The organism is Massilia sp. Root335 (genome assembly GCF_001425685.1).
In the GTDB taxonomy this organism is placed as follows: Bacteria; Pseudomonadota; Gammaproteobacteria; order Burkholderiales; family Burkholderiaceae_D; genus Telluria; species Telluria luteola.
Map to the genome: position 1 here is coordinate 121,655 of NZ_LMCY01000003.1, position 14,453 is coordinate 136,107.

The 14,453-nt window shown below is 66.8% G+C and carries 11 protein-coding genes and 2 riboswitches; of the genes, 6 read left to right on the forward strand and 5 right to left on the reverse strand.

The window, feature by feature from the left end:
- Positions 1-1,126: DUF1631 family protein (locus ASC93_RS31835; protein ID WP_229412530.1), on the reverse strand; the 1,126-nt coding region annotated here is incomplete at its 3' end.
- A gap of 394 nt (positions 1,127-1,520) precedes the next feature.
- On the opposite strand from ASC93_RS31835, the gene ASC93_RS01020 reads away from it, so the two are divergent.
- Positions 1,521-1,766 (forward strand): hypothetical protein, encoded by a 246-nt coding sequence (locus ASC93_RS01020; protein WP_056436826.1) that lies wholly within the window; start codon positions 1,521-1,523, stop codon positions 1,764-1,766.
- Between the two features lie 130 nt (positions 1,767-1,896).
- On the opposite strand, the gene ASC93_RS01025 is transcribed toward ASC93_RS01020, so the two are convergent.
- A complete protein-coding gene (locus tag ASC93_RS01025) occupies positions 1,897-2,454 on the reverse strand; it encodes an ATP-dependent Clp protease proteolytic subunit (protein WP_056435642.1) in 558 nt (185 codons plus the stop codon).
- A gap of 156 nt (positions 2,455-2,610) precedes the next feature.
- Positions 2,611-2,696, forward strand: a riboswitch (glycine riboswitch).
- Positions 2,697-2,712: 16 nt separating this feature from the next.
- Positions 2,713-2,815: riboswitch (glycine riboswitch) on the forward strand.
- Positions 2,816-2,867: 52 nt separating this feature from the next.
- Here ASC93_RS01025 and gcvT point away from each other — a divergent pair.
- The 3 genes from gcvT (at position 2,868) to gcvP (ending at position 7,461) form a co-directional block, all read left to right on the forward strand.
- Positions 2,868-4,007: a glycine cleavage system aminomethyltransferase GcvT gene (gene gcvT / locus ASC93_RS01030; protein WP_056435646.1), complete on the forward strand. Its 1,140-nt coding sequence runs from the start codon at positions 2,868-2,870 to the stop codon at positions 4,005-4,007.
- Positions 4,008-4,057: 50 nt separating this feature from the next.
- Positions 4,058-4,438, forward strand: a complete 381-nt coding sequence (gene gcvH, locus ASC93_RS01035) for a glycine cleavage system protein GcvH (RefSeq protein WP_056435649.1) — start codon at positions 4,058-4,060, stop codon at positions 4,436-4,438.
- A gap of 143 nt (positions 4,439-4,581) precedes the next feature.
- The gene (gene gcvP, locus ASC93_RS01040; RefSeq protein ID WP_056435652.1) at positions 4,582-7,461 is read left to right on the forward strand and encodes an aminomethyl-transferring glycine dehydrogenase; all 2,880 of its coding nucleotides are present in this window, start codon (positions 4,582-4,584) and stop codon (positions 7,459-7,461) included.
- A 179-nt stretch (positions 7,462-7,640) separates the two neighbouring features.
- Here gcvP and ASC93_RS01045 read toward each other — a convergent pair whose 3' ends face one another.
- A complete protein-coding gene (locus tag ASC93_RS01045) occupies positions 7,641-9,257 on the reverse strand; it encodes an MCP four helix bundle domain-containing protein (protein WP_056435655.1) in 1,617 nt (538 codons plus the stop codon).
- Between the two features lie 159 nt (positions 9,258-9,416).
- On the opposite strand from ASC93_RS01045, the gene ASC93_RS01050 reads away from it, so the two are divergent.
- A complete protein-coding gene (locus ASC93_RS01050) occupies positions 9,417-9,743 on the forward strand; it encodes a hypothetical protein (RefSeq protein ID WP_157201698.1) in 327 nt (108 codons plus the stop codon).
- A 92-nt stretch (positions 9,744-9,835) separates the two neighbouring features.
- Here ASC93_RS01050 and ASC93_RS01055 read toward each other — a convergent pair whose 3' ends face one another.
- A complete protein-coding gene (locus tag ASC93_RS01055; RefSeq protein ID WP_056435661.1) occupies positions 9,836-11,503 on the reverse strand; it encodes a peptide chain release factor 3 in 1,668 nt (555 codons plus the stop codon).
- 443 nt (positions 11,504-11,946) lie between these two features.
- Here ASC93_RS01055 and ASC93_RS01060 point away from each other — a divergent pair, with 443 nt between their 5' ends.
- Positions 11,947-12,762, forward strand: a complete 816-nt coding sequence (locus ASC93_RS01060) for a Crp/Fnr family transcriptional regulator (RefSeq protein ID WP_056435664.1) — start codon at positions 11,947-11,949, stop codon at positions 12,760-12,762.
- Here ASC93_RS01060 and ASC93_RS01065 read toward each other — a convergent pair.
- Positions 12,716-14,338 (reverse strand): CHASE3 domain-containing protein, encoded by a 1,623-nt coding sequence (locus ASC93_RS01065; RefSeq protein WP_056435667.1) that lies wholly within the window; start codon positions 14,336-14,338, stop codon positions 12,716-12,718. The two genes, ASC93_RS01060 and ASC93_RS01065, sit on opposite strands and share 47 nt — an antisense overlap.
- Positions 14,339-14,453 lie beyond the last annotated feature (115 nt).

The window sequence follows — 14,453 nt, forward strand, 5'->3', positions numbered from 1 at the left end:
CGTGCAGGGCGGCCGACCAGCCGGCCTGCGCGGGGTCGCTGGCCCCCATCGGCACGCCCGGCCCGGCTTGTGCCGCGGACGGCGCGAAGCCGGCGGCGGGCAGCGCGCCGCCCGTCACCGGCTGCGCCGGCGCCGGCGCCGCGCCGGCAGCGCCGTGGGTGGGAGATATCGGCGCGCCGTGGACGGCGGATGCCGGCGCGCCCTGGACCACGGATACCGGCGCGCCCTGCGCCGCCGGCGGCAGCGCCGTGCCGGGCGGCGCCGCAAACGCGCCCGCCCCGCTGGGCCGCCAGCCGCCGCCGCTGGACGGCAGGTCGGGCAGATCGGGAATCAGCGGCACGCCATCGTCGCCGCCGTCGTCGCCGAACAGCTTGCGCAACTGGTCGGCGAGGGCCGCGCGCTGGCCGGCGCGGGCCGCCTTCGCGGCGGCCGCGTCATCCGTCTTCTGGATGCGGTAGGCGTCGACGGAGCCCGGCTGGCCGCCCTTGCGCAGTGCGCCGATGAGCGCGTCGAACAGGGGCGCGAAATCGAACACGACGTCCGGACGCAGCAGGGGCAGGACGAGGCCGTGGGCATCGGCTTCCGGCTCGAATTCGCGCCACGCCGCCTCGATCGCGCCGAGGAAGACGTCGGGACGGAAGGGATTGCTGTCGGCGCGCAGCACGCCGCGCCCGAGCAGCATGCCGAGGCGCACGGCCAGGGTCGCGAGGGCGTCGGAATGGGCAATGTCGAAGGGTCGCGCGAGCGCGCCCAGGGCGAGCCGGCTGTCGATTTCCTCGAGCGGGACGAGGCTCAGCGCGGCGGCCGGCGTGCGCTTCGCAGCGGCCTCCGGCGCCAGGCGCCCGAGTTCGCGGCGCAGCGCCAGGTCGATCGCGCCCGATGCGACGTGGAAGAAGGCGTAGGCGTTGTCCTTCAGCAGCCGGGCCGCCTTCACGCGCCGGTAGATGTCCTGCGGGTCGCCCTGCTGCTGGCCGACGTCGCCCAGCGCCGCGGCCATGCGCGCCGTCATCGCGGCGAGCTGCTCCTTGACGTAGTCGTCGGCGATACCGGCGAGCGCATCCAGCGTCGCCTGCTGCGGCGACGCGGCCTTGCTGGCGGCCGGCATCTGGACTTTGCTGGAGGACATGGTGGCAATGGAAACGAATGCCACGTATTGTGGCACATAATTTCCAACTGGCAATGAAAATCGATTCGCTCTTCCGATTCGCCACATGGACGCGCCGCCGCCAGTGCCGGCGAAAGGAAAATGCTTATGCTATTGACGAGCCATCTCGACAGCGTAAAACGCTATGCTGCGCCGCAAAATACGCTTGCCGGCGAATAAGAATATACGAATTCCCCGGAAGCGGAGAAGATTATTGCTCTCGAAATGCGTCCAGTCCTACAAACGCTCAAGGGGTGATCCGATACCCGTTCAATTGCCGGGCTCGCATCATTGCGATACCGAAATCGCTACCAAATATCAATGTTTGGATGCAAATTCGGCAAGCAAGACATCTCCACTATCGAAAGGAATGATCATGGCTTCGAACAAAAAATCGCGCTCGGGCAAGCAGGGCGGCACCCACGAACAACACGTCAAGGCCGGCCAGCAAAGCCACAAGAACGACGGCAACCTGCAGTCGTCGTCGCAGTCGTCCGGCAACCAGCAGTCGGGCTCGCAGTCCGGCTCGCGCTCGGGCGGTTCGGGCGGCAGCCGCGGCGGCACCCCGGAGCAACATGCCGAGGCTGGCCGTCAAAGCCACAAGAACGACAACAAGCGCTGATCGCAGCGCACGCCGGGCGGCGCCGGTTTCCGGGCGCGGCCGCGAACGGTAGCGGCACAGGAAGTACGAAAAGAGCCCGGGGCGGGACGACCGCTGCGGGCTCTGTCTGTTTTTGCGGGCGCGCGACGGATCAGATGTTGCGCAGGTACGCGCCCTTGGGCGGCGCGAAATCGACGACGTCGTCGACCATGCCTGCCGCCTTGGCGTCGCGCGCGTTCAGGTGCAGGTCGCCGTACTGGTGGATGCCCCACTGCTCCGGGGTCAGTTCGATGTGCTTGCGCAGGATCGACTCCGTGCGCGCATCGTCGGCGCGCAAGCCTTCGACGATGATGTTGAGCGCATCCGGACGCGAACCCGGCGACGCCGTCGCATGCGATTTGTGGATCATGAAGCGTGCCGTCTCGCTCGCATAGCGCTGCTTGCCCGACAGGAACAGGATCACCGCGATCGACGCCACGGCGCCGCCGTTGTACATGATGCAGTCGACGGGGGCGTTGGCCAGGAAGTTGTACAGGCACAGGCCGTCGCTCACGTAGCCGCCGTTCGACTGCAGGAGGATGTGCGCCGTCTCGATCCCGTCGTCGTTCATGCCGGCCACCGCCTCGAAGACGCGATGCACCATGTCGCTGTTCACGTCGCCGGACAGGGTGAAGTACCCTTCCTTCTGTTTTGCTTGATCTTCGCTCATAGTGGGTCTCTTCTGTCACAAGGGGTCGTGAGGCAAGTGTAACAAAACACGTCCGCAGGCCCATGTAGCCTTGCTGCAATCGTGTGCGCACCCTCTTCCGCACCCGGACCGGCAGGCCTTCGGATTGACTTCCCGTCACCACTGACATAGACTTCGCACTCTTGATCGGGAGAGCGCAGCACAGGCTGCCGCCGAAGGGGCATCACCCAAAAACTCTCAGGCAACCGGACCGGTCGGGGGCTGCCGCGCATGGCGCGGCGGACCAACTCTGGAGAGCGGCCGTATGGCCCACCGAAGGGGCAGGCGGAACGCAACCAGAATGCGCCGCTATCTCTCAGGTACCGAGGACAGAGGGGTGTGAGAGCATGCGGGCATCCGCGTGCGCGACCCCATTTTCTGCCGAGGATCCACCCATGACGCTCAAAGCGACCCCGCTCAATTCCGTACACCGTGCCCTCGGGGCCAAGATGGTCGACTTCGGCGGCTGGGACATGCCCGTCAACTACGGTTCCCAGATCGAAGAACACAATGCCGTACGCGGCGACGCCGGCATGTTCGACGTGTCCCACATGTGCGTGGTCGACTTGCGCGGCGCGAACGTGCGCGCATTCCTGCGCGGCCTGCTCGCGAACAACGTCGACAAGCTGCAGGCGCCGGGCAAGGCCCTGTACTCGTGCATGCTCAACCGCCAAGGCGGCGTCATCGACGACCTGATCGTCTACTACTTTGCCGAAGACTGGTTCCGCCTCGTCGTCAACGCGGGCACGGCCGAAAAGGACATCGCCTGGATCCGCCAGCAGAACGACGCCACCGCCAGCGGGCTCACGATCACGCCGCGCCGCGCCGACCTGAGCGATGACGGCATCGCCCTCGTCGCCGTGCAGGGGCCGAACGCCCGCGCGAAAGTCTGGCAGGTCGTGCCGCAGACGCAAGGCCCGTCGGAAGGCCTGAAACCCTTCAATGCCGCGATCGTGGCGGACACCCCGTTCGGCGAACTGATGGTCGCGCGCACCGGCTACACGGGCGAAGACGGCTTCGAGATCGGCGTGCCGGCCGCCCAGGTCGCCGCGCTGTGGAACGCCCTCGCCGCCGCCGGCGTCAAACCGGCCGGCCTCGGCGCGCGCGACACGCTGCGCCTGGAAGCGGGCATGAACCTGTACGGCCAGGACATGGACGACAACGTCTCGCCGCTGGACGCCGGCCTCGCCTGGACCGTCGACCTCGCATCCGAGCGCGCCGGTGCCCCGGACGGCTTCATCGGCAAGGCGGCCTTGCAACAGGCCGGCCAGACGCAGCAGTTCGTCGGCCTGATCCTGCGCGAAAAAGGCGGCATCCTGCGCGCCCACCAGAAGGTCGTAGCAAGCTCGGGCAATGCCGGCGAGATCACCAGCGGCACCTTCAGCCCCTCGATGCAGCAGGCGATCGCGCTGGCGCGCGTGCCGCTGGACGTGGCCGTCGGCGATACCGTCCACGTCGAAATCCGCGACAAGAAACTGGCCGCGTCGGTCGTCAAACTGCCGTTCGTGCGTAACGGCAAGATCCTGGCATCCTGATCGAACAACACTATACTTACCGCACCATCCATCACTACGGAGTTACGCACATGAACATCCCAGCCGACCTGAAGTACACCGAGTCCCACGAGTGGATCCGCCAGGAGGCCGACGGCACCCTGACCGTGGGCATCACCGAATACGCGCAGGACGCCCTGGGCGACATCGTGTTCGTCGAACTGCCGCAGGTCGGCAAGGCCTTCACCGCCGGCGATGACGCCGCCGTCGTGGAATCCGTCAAGGCAGCCAGCGACATCTATGCGCCGGTGTCGGGCACCGTGACCGCCGTGAACCAGGCGACCGCCGACGCGCCGGATTCGATCAACGCGGATGCGTATGCCGCCTGGCTGTTCAAGCTGCAGCCGTCGGATCCTGCCGCCTTCAACAACCTGCTCGACGCGGCTGCGTACGGCAAGGCCACTGAAGGTTGATCTGATTGATCGTCATTCCCGGACTGGCCGTCCGCCTTGCCGGGAATCCAATTTCGAGCTGCCGCGCACGCTGAAATTGGCCCCCCGCCTGCGCGGGGGCGACGGAGTGGTACCTCACGCGCCGACTTTTTTTCGCTTCCATCATGACCCGCACCAGCCTGACCCAACTCGAAGCACGCGATGGCTTCATCCCGCGCCACATCGGCCCGTCCGCATCCGAAGAGGCGGCCATGCTGTCCGCCCTCGGCTACGCCACGCGCGCCGCGCTGATCGACGCCGTCGTTCCCGCCAACATCCGCCGCAAGGACAAGCTGGACCTGGGCCAGTTCTTCGAGCCGCTGCCCGAGCAGGCCGCGCTCGCGAAGCTGAAAGGCATCGCGGCGCAGAACAAGGTCATGAAGTCGCTGATCGGCCAGGGCTACTACGGCACGCACACGCCGCCCGTCATCCTGCGCAACATCTTCGAAAACCCGGCCTGGTACACGGCGTACACGCCGTACCAGCCGGAGATCTCGCAGGGCCGCCTGGAAGCCATCCTGAACTTCCAGCAGGTCATCACCGACCTGACCGGCATGGGCATCGCCAACGCATCGATGCTGGACGAAGGCACGGCCGCGGCCGAAGCGATGACCTTGATCCAGCGCGTCGGCAAGTCGTCGTCGAAAGTATTCTACGTGGCCGACGACGTGCTGCCGCAGACGCTGGAAGTCATCCAGACCCGCGCCCTGCCGATCGGCGTCGAAGTGCGCACCGTCGCGGCAAGCGACATCGAGAACCTGACCGAATCGTGCTTCGGCGTGCTGCTGCAATACCCGGGCGTGAACGGCGACGTGCGCGACTACCGCGCGGCGTGCGAGAAGCTGCATGCGGCGGGCGCCATGGTCGTCGTCGCGGCCGACCTGCTGTCGCTGGCCGTGCTCACGCCGCCGGGCGAATGGGGTGCGGACGTCGTCGTCGGCAACAGCCAGCGCTTCGGCGTGCCGCTCGGCTTCGGCGGCCCGCACGCGGGCTACCTGGCGACGCGCGACGAGTACAAGCGCAGCATGGCCGGCCGCCTGGCCGGCGTCACGATCGACGCCCAGGGCAACCCGGCCTTCCGCCTCGCGCTGCAGACGCGCGAACAGCACATCCGCCGCGAAAAAGCGACCTCCAACATCTGTACCGCGCAGGTGCTGCTGGCCGTGATGGCGTCGATGTACGCCGTCTACCACGGCCCGCGGGGGCTGGAACAGATCGCGCGCCGCGTGCACCGCTACACCGGCATCCTGGCGGCCGCGCTCCAGCAGCTGGGCTTCCAGCTGGCCAACGACACCTACTTCGATACCATCACCGTCATCGCCGACAACGCCGACGACATCCACCGCGCGGCCATTGACAACGGCGTCAACCTGCGCCGCATCGACGCGCGCCACGTGGGCATCTCGCTGGACGAGACCATCACCCGCGACGACATCGCGCTGCTGGTAAGGATCTTCGGCGGCGCCGACGTCGACGTCGACACGCTGGACAAGGATGCCGCCGACGCCTGGCCGTCCGCCCTGTCCCGCACGAGCGCCTACCTGACGCACCCGACGTTCAACCGCTACCACGCCGAGCACGAGATGCTGCGCTACCTGCGCGCGCTGGCCGACAAGGACCTGGCCCTCGACCGCACGATGATCCCGCTCGGTTCGTGCACGATGAAGCTGAACGCGACGTCCGAGATGATCCCGGTGACCTGGCCCGAGTTCTCGAACATCCACCCGTTCGCGCCCGACGAGCAGACCGTCGGCTACCGCGCGATGATCGGCCAGCTGGAAGCGATGCTGTGCGCCGTGACGGGCTATGCGGGCGTGTCGCTGCAGCCGAACGCCGGCTCGCAGGGCGAATACGCCGGCCTCCTGATCATCCAGAAGTATCACCAGTCGCGCGGCGAAGGCCACCGCAACATCTGCCTGATCCCGTCGTCGGCGCACGGCACGAACCCGGCGTCCGCGAACATGGTCGGCATGAAGGTCGTCGTGACCGCGTGCGACGCCAACGGCAACGTGGACCTCGCGGACCTCAAGAAGAAAGCAGAGGAACACAGCGCCAACCTGGCCTGCGTGATGGTCACCTACCCATCCACGCACGGCGTGTTCGAGGAAGGCATCAAGGAACTGTGCGAGATCGTGCATGCGCACGGCGGTCAGGTATATGTCGACGGCGCCAACATGAACGCGCTGGTCGGCGTGGCCGGTCCGGGCCTGTTCGGCGGCGACGTCAGCCACCTGAACCTGCACAAGACCTTCTGCATCCCGCACGGCGGCGGCGGCCCGGGCGTCGGTCCGGTGGCCGTGGCCGAACACCTCGTGCCGTTCCTGCCGAACCAGGCGTCGACCGGCTACCGGCGCGGCGAGCAGGGCATCGGCGCGGTCAGCTCGGCCGCCTACGGCTCGGCGTCGATCCTGCCGATCTCGTGGATGTACATCGCGATGATGGGCGCGGACGGCCTGACCGCCGCGACGGAAATGGCGATCCTGAACGCCAACTACATCGCGCGCCGCCTGGCCCCGCACTACCCGGTGCTGTACACGGGCCACGACGGCCTCGTCGCGCACGAGTGCATCATCGACCTGCGCCCGCTGCAGGACGCCACGGGCATCAGCAACGAGGACGTGGCCAAGCGCCTGATGGACTTCGGCTTCCACGCCCCGACGATGAGCTTCCCGGTGCCGGGCACGTTGATGATCGAGCCGACCGAGTCGGAATCGAAGGCGGAGCTGGACCGCTTCATCGAGGCGATGATCTGCATCCACGCCGAGATCGTGAAGGTGGAGCGCGGCGAGTACGACCGCATGGACAACCCGCTCAAGGGCGCGCCGCACACGGCGGAAGTGGTCACGGCGGACGACTGGCAGCACACCTATTCGCGCGAAGTGGCCGCCTTCCCGGTGCCGTCGCTGCGCAAGAAGAAGTACTGGCCGCCGGTCGGCCGCGCGGACAACGCGTATGGCGACCGTAACCTGTTCTGCGGCTGCGCCCCGATCGAGGATTACGAGTAAAAGCGTTCGCGTAGCGCCGGCGTCACGCGTGGGCGGAGGCCGCCCACCCTACGGCAAGGTCGGCACCCCGTGTCCACGCGTAACGCCACGTGCCACGTCGGGTGGCGTGCCGTGCCACGCGTGACGCCACGAATCCGGTAGGGTGGGCACCCCGTGCCCACGCGTGACGCCGCGAGTCATCAGCGATTCTTGCCCCGGCTGGACGCCAGCCGGAGGTAGGGACGCCCGGCCCTGCCGGGACGCAGCGCATGCGTCCCCGGCGGGGCCGTTTCGTGTGCGCCCTGCACGGCTTCGTCGAGCCGGAACGCGGCCACCGTGCGTGCCAGGCCGAGCGCCTGCTGCTGCAGCGCGCGCGCGGCCAGCGCCGCCTCTTCGACCATGCGCGAACCCTGCTGCGTGAGTTCGTCCATGCGCACGATCGCCTGGGTGGCGTCGGCCAGGTCGTGCGCCCGTTTGCTGCCTTCGCTGCCCATGCCGTCGACGATGTGGGCCATGTCTTCCACCGCGCCCGCCAGGCCCGCCATCGAGGCGCCGGCGTCGAGCGCACAGGCGCCGCCGTCGTCGATCGCAGCCACGGTCTCGCGCGCGAGCGTGCGCGCCTCGCGCGCGGCGTGATACGCGCGCCGGGCCAGCGCGCGCGCTTCCCGCGCGCCGCCGTCCACATCCGAAGCAGCGCTGCCGGCCCGCGCCAGCGTGCCCTCGATCGCGGCGCCGATGCGCTCCATGCGCACGGCCGCGCGCCGCACCTGCTCCATCGTCGTCACGACGCGATGCACCATGCCGTTGCCCTCTTCCGCCACCACACCGGCGCGCGCGGCCAGGGCGTCGGCCCTGCGCGCGCCGGCGGCGCCGTCGCCGAGCGCGTCCGCCAGCGCCTGCATCGACGCCGTCGCGCGTTCCATCGCCTCGCGCACGTGCGCGCGCGGCGGCATGCCGGCCCGGCCCAGCGTGATCTCGCGCGACGCCGCGCCGATCGAACGGGCCGATTCCAGCACGGTGCGCAGCTGGCCGTTCAGGCCCCGGATGCCGGCGTCGAGCTGACGCGCCGCCTGGGCGATTTCATCGTCGCCGTAGGCGCGCGCGCGGATCGTCAGGTCGCCGCTGGCCAGGCCGCTGGCGGCCGCGCCGATCGCGCCGATATCGGCCAGCAGCGCGCGCCGCACCGCCATCGTGATGGCCAGCGAGGCCGCGATCGACAGCGCGATCACCACTGGCATCAGGATCGCGATCAGGCGGAAATCGTCGGCCGCGTCCGCGGAGGCCTGTTCGGACAGCGCCTGCTCGCGCCGCGCCAGTTCCGCCAGGCGCTGGGCGACGACGGCGAACGCGCGCTCCGCCTTGACCATGGCGTTGGCGCTGATCGACTGGTCGATCCGGGCGATCTCGATGACGTCGCGCACGGCCGGCACGTATTGCGCCCATGCCGCGCGGGCCTGGTCGACGTAGCGCTGCTCGTCCGGACTGTCGGCCGTCTGGCGCGCCAGCTGGGCGAGGCCGCGGTCGACGGCTGCGTGCTGGGCCTGCAGGTCCTGCGCGAGGGGATCGACGCGGAAACGGGGAAAACTGCCGCTGATCCAGGTCAGGACCTGGTAGGCCTGGGCGTTGGCCGTCCGTGCCGACGCCGACAGGTCGGCCGCGGCGCGCATATTGGCGGCGCGGCGCTGCACGATGCTGTCGAGCGAGTCGTTCTGGCGTACCATCGCGTAATAGCTGCCCGCGGACAGCAGCACGAACAGCACCAGCACGACGCCGGGCGCCAGCAGCAGCTTGGGACCGATGCGCAGGCGGGCCAGCATGCTAGGACGCGGTCCGGTGGAGTGGGTCGAGGGAGAATACTGGCGTCATGGTCTCCTCCTGGCTGAGCTATATTTCCGGCGTGCATTAAGTGAATGTACGCCGGCCCGCAGGTTGTCCCTTGTGATGGGTCAATCCTGTAATCGTGACAAGGAGATTGGATGAGACGTAAAAGCGTGGGCGCGTTGCTGTCGGCCCTGGTATTTCCCGGCGCGGGCCAGTACTACCTGGGGCGGCGCACGCGCGCCCTGCTGTTCCTGGCGCCGGCCGTCGTGGCCGCGATCGTGTATTTCAATTTCGCGCTCGACGCGGCGAATACGATGGCGGACCAGCTATTGAGCGGCAAGCTGGCGGCCGACCCGGCCGCGATCGAGGCGCAGCTGGCAAGCGCGCCGACGCCGGTCAGCGCCACGCTGGCCGAAATCGTGTTCGTGCTGTGTTACGTGGGGAGTATCGTGGAGGCGCTGGTCGTCAAGCCGCAGGGGTGACGACAGCGCATGCATGGTGGGCACGGAGTGCCCACCATGCATGCCGACCGCGTTAATCCAGCGCCCCGAGCCCACCAGGCATCTCGATAGCGTTAATCCAGCTTCGCCGCGTGCTCGCGCGTCGCGTGGAACTGCAGCTTCGGCCAGCGTTCCTGCGTGAGGCGCAGGTTGACGCCCGACGTGGCGAGATAGGCGAGATTGCCGGCCGCATCGTAGGCGACGTTGTGCGCCAGCTGCGTCTCGAAGTCGGACAATGCCTTCTTGTCGTCGCTCGACACCCAGCGCGCGCTGCTGGTGCTGGTGCCCTCGAACACGGCATCGACGCCGTATTCGTTGAGCAGGCGGCTCGCCACGACCTCGAACTGCAGCACGCCGACGGCACCGAGAATCAGGTCGCTGCCCATCACCGGCTTGAACACCTGCACGGCACCCTCTTCGCCCAGTTGCTGCAGGCCTTTGTGGAGCTGCTTGGTCTTGAGCGGATTGCGGATGCGCACCGTGCGGAACAGCTCCGGCGCGAAGTACGGGATGCCGGTGAACGTCAGCATCTCGCCTTCCGAGAAGCTGTCGCCGATCTGCATGTTGCCGTGGTTCGGCAGGCCGATGATGTCGCCCGCGTAGGCTTCTTCGACCTGCTCGCGGCTCGACGCCATGAACGTCACGACGGACGACAGCTTGACGTCGCGGCCCAGGCGCAGGTGCTTGACCTTCATGCCCTTTTCGAAACGGCCCGAGCACACGCGCAGGAAAGCGATGCGGTCGCGGTGGGCCGGGTCCATATTGGCCTGGATCTTGAAGACGAAGCCGGAGAACGGCTGCTCGTCCGGGCGCACGGCGCGCACGGTGGCGTCGCGCTCGCGCGGGGCCGGCGCCCAGTCGATCAGCGCCGACAGGATCTCGCGCACGCCGAAGTTGTTGATGGCGGAGCCGAAGAACACGGGGGTCTGCACGCCCGCCAGGAAGCGCTCCAGGTCGAACGGATGCGACGCGCCGTGCACCAGTTCCACTTCCATCTTGAGCTGGTCCATCTCGAGCGGGAACATCTCGGCCAGGCGCGGATTGTCGATGCCCTTGATGATCTCGTAGGCGCCGTCGGCCTTTTCCTCGCCGGCCTTGAACAGCATGACTTCGTCGTTCAGCAGGTGATACACGCCGCGGAAGTTCTTGCCCATGCCGATCGGCCACGTGACGGGCGCGCACTCGATCTTGAGCACGGATTCCACCTCGTCGAGCAGTTCGAGCGGGTCGCGGGTTTCGCGGTCGAGCTTGTTCATGAAGGTGACGATCGGCGTGTCGCGCATGCGGCAGACGTCGAGCAGCTTGATCGTCTGTTCTTCCACGCCCTTGGCCGCGTCGATCACCATCAGCGCGGAGTCGACGGCCGTCAGCACGCGGTACGTGTCTTCCGAAAAGTCCTGGTGGCCCGGGGTGTCGAGCAGGTTGATCACGTGGTCGCGGAATTCGAACTGCATCACCGACGACGCCACCGAGATGCCGCGCTGCTTTTCGATGTCCATCCAGTCCGACGTCGCATGGCGGCCGCTCTTGCGGCCCTTGACCGTGCCGGCCAGCTGGATCGCGCCCGAGAACAGCAGCAGTTTTTCGGTCAACGTCGTCTTGCCGGCGTCGGGGTGGGAAATGATGCCGAAGGTGCGGCGGCGCGCGACTTCGCGCGCGATCGTGGCGGCCGGCTTGCTGGTGGCAGCAGCGTCTTGGCCGTCCTGGAGGTCGGTGGTGGTTGCGTCGATTTCGTTGGACATGGTCTCGCCGTGGGGCGCTTGCAAAACTCTCGATTTTACCGGGTCCAGCGTACCTTGTGTGAACCAATTCCTGGCGCACCGGAGCGGGCTTCGTGTAGGAGCATTCGGGCGCGGGATGTGCGGATGGGCAAGTTCGGCGGGATGAAACGCAATGGCGGCGGCCGCATCGAGCGTATGGATGTGGCCGAAATGGCCGGAACGGCCGGGCATTCAAACGTTTTAGTGCCGCCAAACCATTATTGAAGTGACAAAAAAAGGGCTCAACCGAAAGTTTCTCTCTAGTAGGACTGGACTGACAAAACATCATGCATGGAACCTACATGGGGGCGACAGCTAGTCTTATGTTCGGCAAGAGACTATGGCATTAATGTACACACATCGCGATGAGGAAACCCATCCAAGCAATCGCCCCAGTGATGTATGTCAGAGATAACGAGGAAAATATGAATAACGCCCAACTCGGTAACGCCGCTCAGAAGAAAGCGCAATCGGTGAATCAGATCCCCTCGACCAGCGAAGAAATCAAACTGGCCGCCCGACCGGTTGTGAGCTACAGCGGCACCCAACAAAACGAGTTGCTCGCGGCCCTGCCGCGCCAAGACCTGGAAAGCCTGTTTGAGCACCTGGAACTCGTTCCCCTGCCCTTCGGCAAGGAACTGTTCGAATACGGCAGCAAGCTGGAATACGTCTACTTCCCCACCACCGCCATCGTCTCCCTGCTGTACGTGATGGAAGACGGCGCGACGACGGAAATCGCCGTGGTCGGCCACGAAGGCGCCGTCGGCGTGTCGCTGTTCATGGGCGAGCGCGCCACCTGCAGCGCCGTCGTCCAGAGCGCCGGCTACGGCTACCGCCTGAAAACGCAATACCTGCGCGACGCCTTCAACAAGGGCGGCGCCCTGCCCCAGCTCCTGATGCGCTACACGAACGCCCTGTTCGCCCAGATGGCCCAGAACGCCGTCGGCGGCCGCCACAGCTCGATCGAACAGAAACTGTGCCGCTGGCTGCTGGACCGCCTGGACCGCTCGCCGAGCAACGAACTGAAAGTCACGCAGGAACTCATCTCGATCATGCTGGGCGTGCGCCGCGAAAGCATCACGGCCGCAGCCGGCAAGCTGCAGGACGAAGGCCTGATCCAGTACCGCCGCGGCAATATCACCGTGCTGAACCGCCAGGGCCTGGAAGACTATGCGGGAGAGTGCTACAAGGTCGCTAAAAGCGAGTACGACCGTCTGCTGATGGATGTATCGCGCGCATGAGCGTGGCGGCATCCCTGCCAGCCGTCACGAGCGGCGACTGGGCCTGGGCTGCCCGCAAGTGTTGATGTAATTGATGGTCGGTCACGTCGGTATGTTCCGGTCCGGTATCGCTTGCCGGCGCCTCCGACCCAGCCACGGACAGCGCCGCAATATCCAGGGCACCGCCTGACGCGGACCCACCGGAGTCGAAGCCCGGCGCGACCACGGGAACGCAGGCGTGGACAGCGGTTCCGATCCCGTTCACGCCGCGATCCACCCGCAGCGTCCCTCCCAACAGCAGCGCCCGTTCACGCATTCCCAGCAGACCATGCGACTTGGGACGGCGCATCGCATCCGGCGGGATGCCGACGCCATCGTCGCTGACTTCCAGCGTGAACGCCTCGCCTTCGCGCGCCAGGTGCACCACGACGTGGCGGGCCTGGGCATATTTGGCGATATTGTTCAGCGATTCCTGCGTGATGCGGAACAGCGCGATCGCCTGCGTGGGACCGGCGTCGTCGACGTCGCCCTCGATGAGCGCCTCGCAATCGACGCCCGTCGTGCGGCCGAAATCCTCGCAATAACTTTGCAGCGCGGCGGACAGGCCGAGGTTGTCGAGCAGGCTCGGGCGCAGGTCTTCGACGATGCGGCGCTTCAGCTCGACCGTCTCGATCAGCGTGGCGCGGGCACGGGCCAGCGTGGCGGCCTGGGCCGGATGCGTGATCTTCAACTGGTCGCCGACCGTCGCCAGGTGCAGGCCGATGGCCGTCAGGTTGGCGCCCATCTCGTCGTGCAGTTCGCGCGCCAGTTTGGCCTTTTCTTCTTCCGACACACGGATCAGGTGACGCGACAGCACGGACAGCTGCTCCGTGCGCTCCGCCACCAGCAATTCGAGGTGGTCGTTGGTCTGCTGCAGGGCGCGTTCGGCGTTCAGGCGCGCGCGGAAGCCGCGCCGGATCAGGTTATAGAACAGCACGAGCACGACCAGCGCCGCGACATTGATGCCGAGCCCGCGCAGTGCGGCCAGCCGGTAGCGGTCGTAGAACACGGCGCTGCGCGCCGCCAGCAATTCGTTCTGTTCGCCCGTCATGATCACCACCTGCAGGCGGATCTCGTCCATGTGGGTCTTGTCTTCCTGGGTCTGGGCGATGGCGACGATGTCGCTCAGGCCGCCGTGGCGATACACGTCGAGGCCCTGGTTCATCAGGTTGATGCGGCGGGTGACGAGTGTTTGCAGCTGGGCCAGGTTCTTCAGCTGCGACGGGCTGTCGGCCAGTTGGGCCTTGAGACTGTCGAACTGGCCGTCCAGCTCACGTTCGGCCGTACGCAGCGGACCGAGATAGGTTTCCGACCCCGAAAGGTAATAGCCGCGCAGACCGCTTTCCGCATCGGTCACGAGCAGGTTCAGGTATTGCAGCTTGGCCGTCACGCGATCGGCCTGGGCCTGGCGCGCATTGGCAGTCTTCAGCCCATCCAGGTTGCGGACCAGGCTGACGCCGTTGAGGACCAGGATCAGGACACACACGACACACAGCAGGGTCTGGTACAACGGAAGGCTGCGAACCGGCCTGAACTTGGGGTCGGTGGTAAAAAACATCCTCGGTCGTTCCTTTCGCGCAGCTTGGCCTGTCCGAGTCATTATAGACTGGGAAAAGTTGCCATGGAGTTCGATTAGGCGTGCGGACGAGAAAATGTGGCGGGATGACGACGCG

Bases quoted from the DNA above. Each gene is read 5' to 3' on its own strand.
- ASC93_RS01020 (WP_056436826.1), top strand. From the start codon at position 1,521: ATGGCTTCGAACAAAAAATCGCGCTCGGGCAAGCAGGGCGGCACCCAC.
- ASC93_RS01025 (WP_056435642.1), bottom strand. From the start codon at position 2,454: ATGAGCGAAGATCAAGCAAAACAGAAGGAAGGGTACTTCACCCTGTCC.
- gcvT (WP_056435646.1), top strand. From the start codon at position 2,868: ATGACGCTCAAAGCGACCCCGCTCAATTCCGTACACCGTGCCCTCGGG.
- gcvH (WP_056435649.1), top strand. From the start codon at position 4,058: ATGAACATCCCAGCCGACCTGAAGTACACCGAGTCCCACGAGTGGATC.
- gcvP (WP_056435652.1), top strand. From the start codon at position 4,582: ATGACCCGCACCAGCCTGACCCAACTCGAAGCACGCGATGGCTTCATC.
- ASC93_RS01045 (WP_056435655.1), bottom strand. From the start codon at position 9,257: ATGCTGGCCCGCCTGCGCATCGGTCCCAAGCTGCTGCTGGCGCCCGGC.
- ASC93_RS01050 (WP_157201698.1), top strand. From the start codon at position 9,417: ATGAGACGTAAAAGCGTGGGCGCGTTGCTGTCGGCCCTGGTATTTCCC.
- ASC93_RS01055 (WP_056435661.1), bottom strand. From the start codon at position 11,503: ATGTCCAACGAAATCGACGCAACCACCACCGACCTCCAGGACGGCCAA.
- ASC93_RS01060 (WP_056435664.1), top strand. From the start codon at position 11,947: ATGAATAACGCCCAACTCGGTAACGCCGCTCAGAAGAAAGCGCAATCG.
- ASC93_RS01065 (WP_056435667.1), bottom strand. From the start codon at position 14,338: ATGTTTTTTACCACCGACCCCAAGTTCAGGCCGGTTCGCAGCCTTCCG.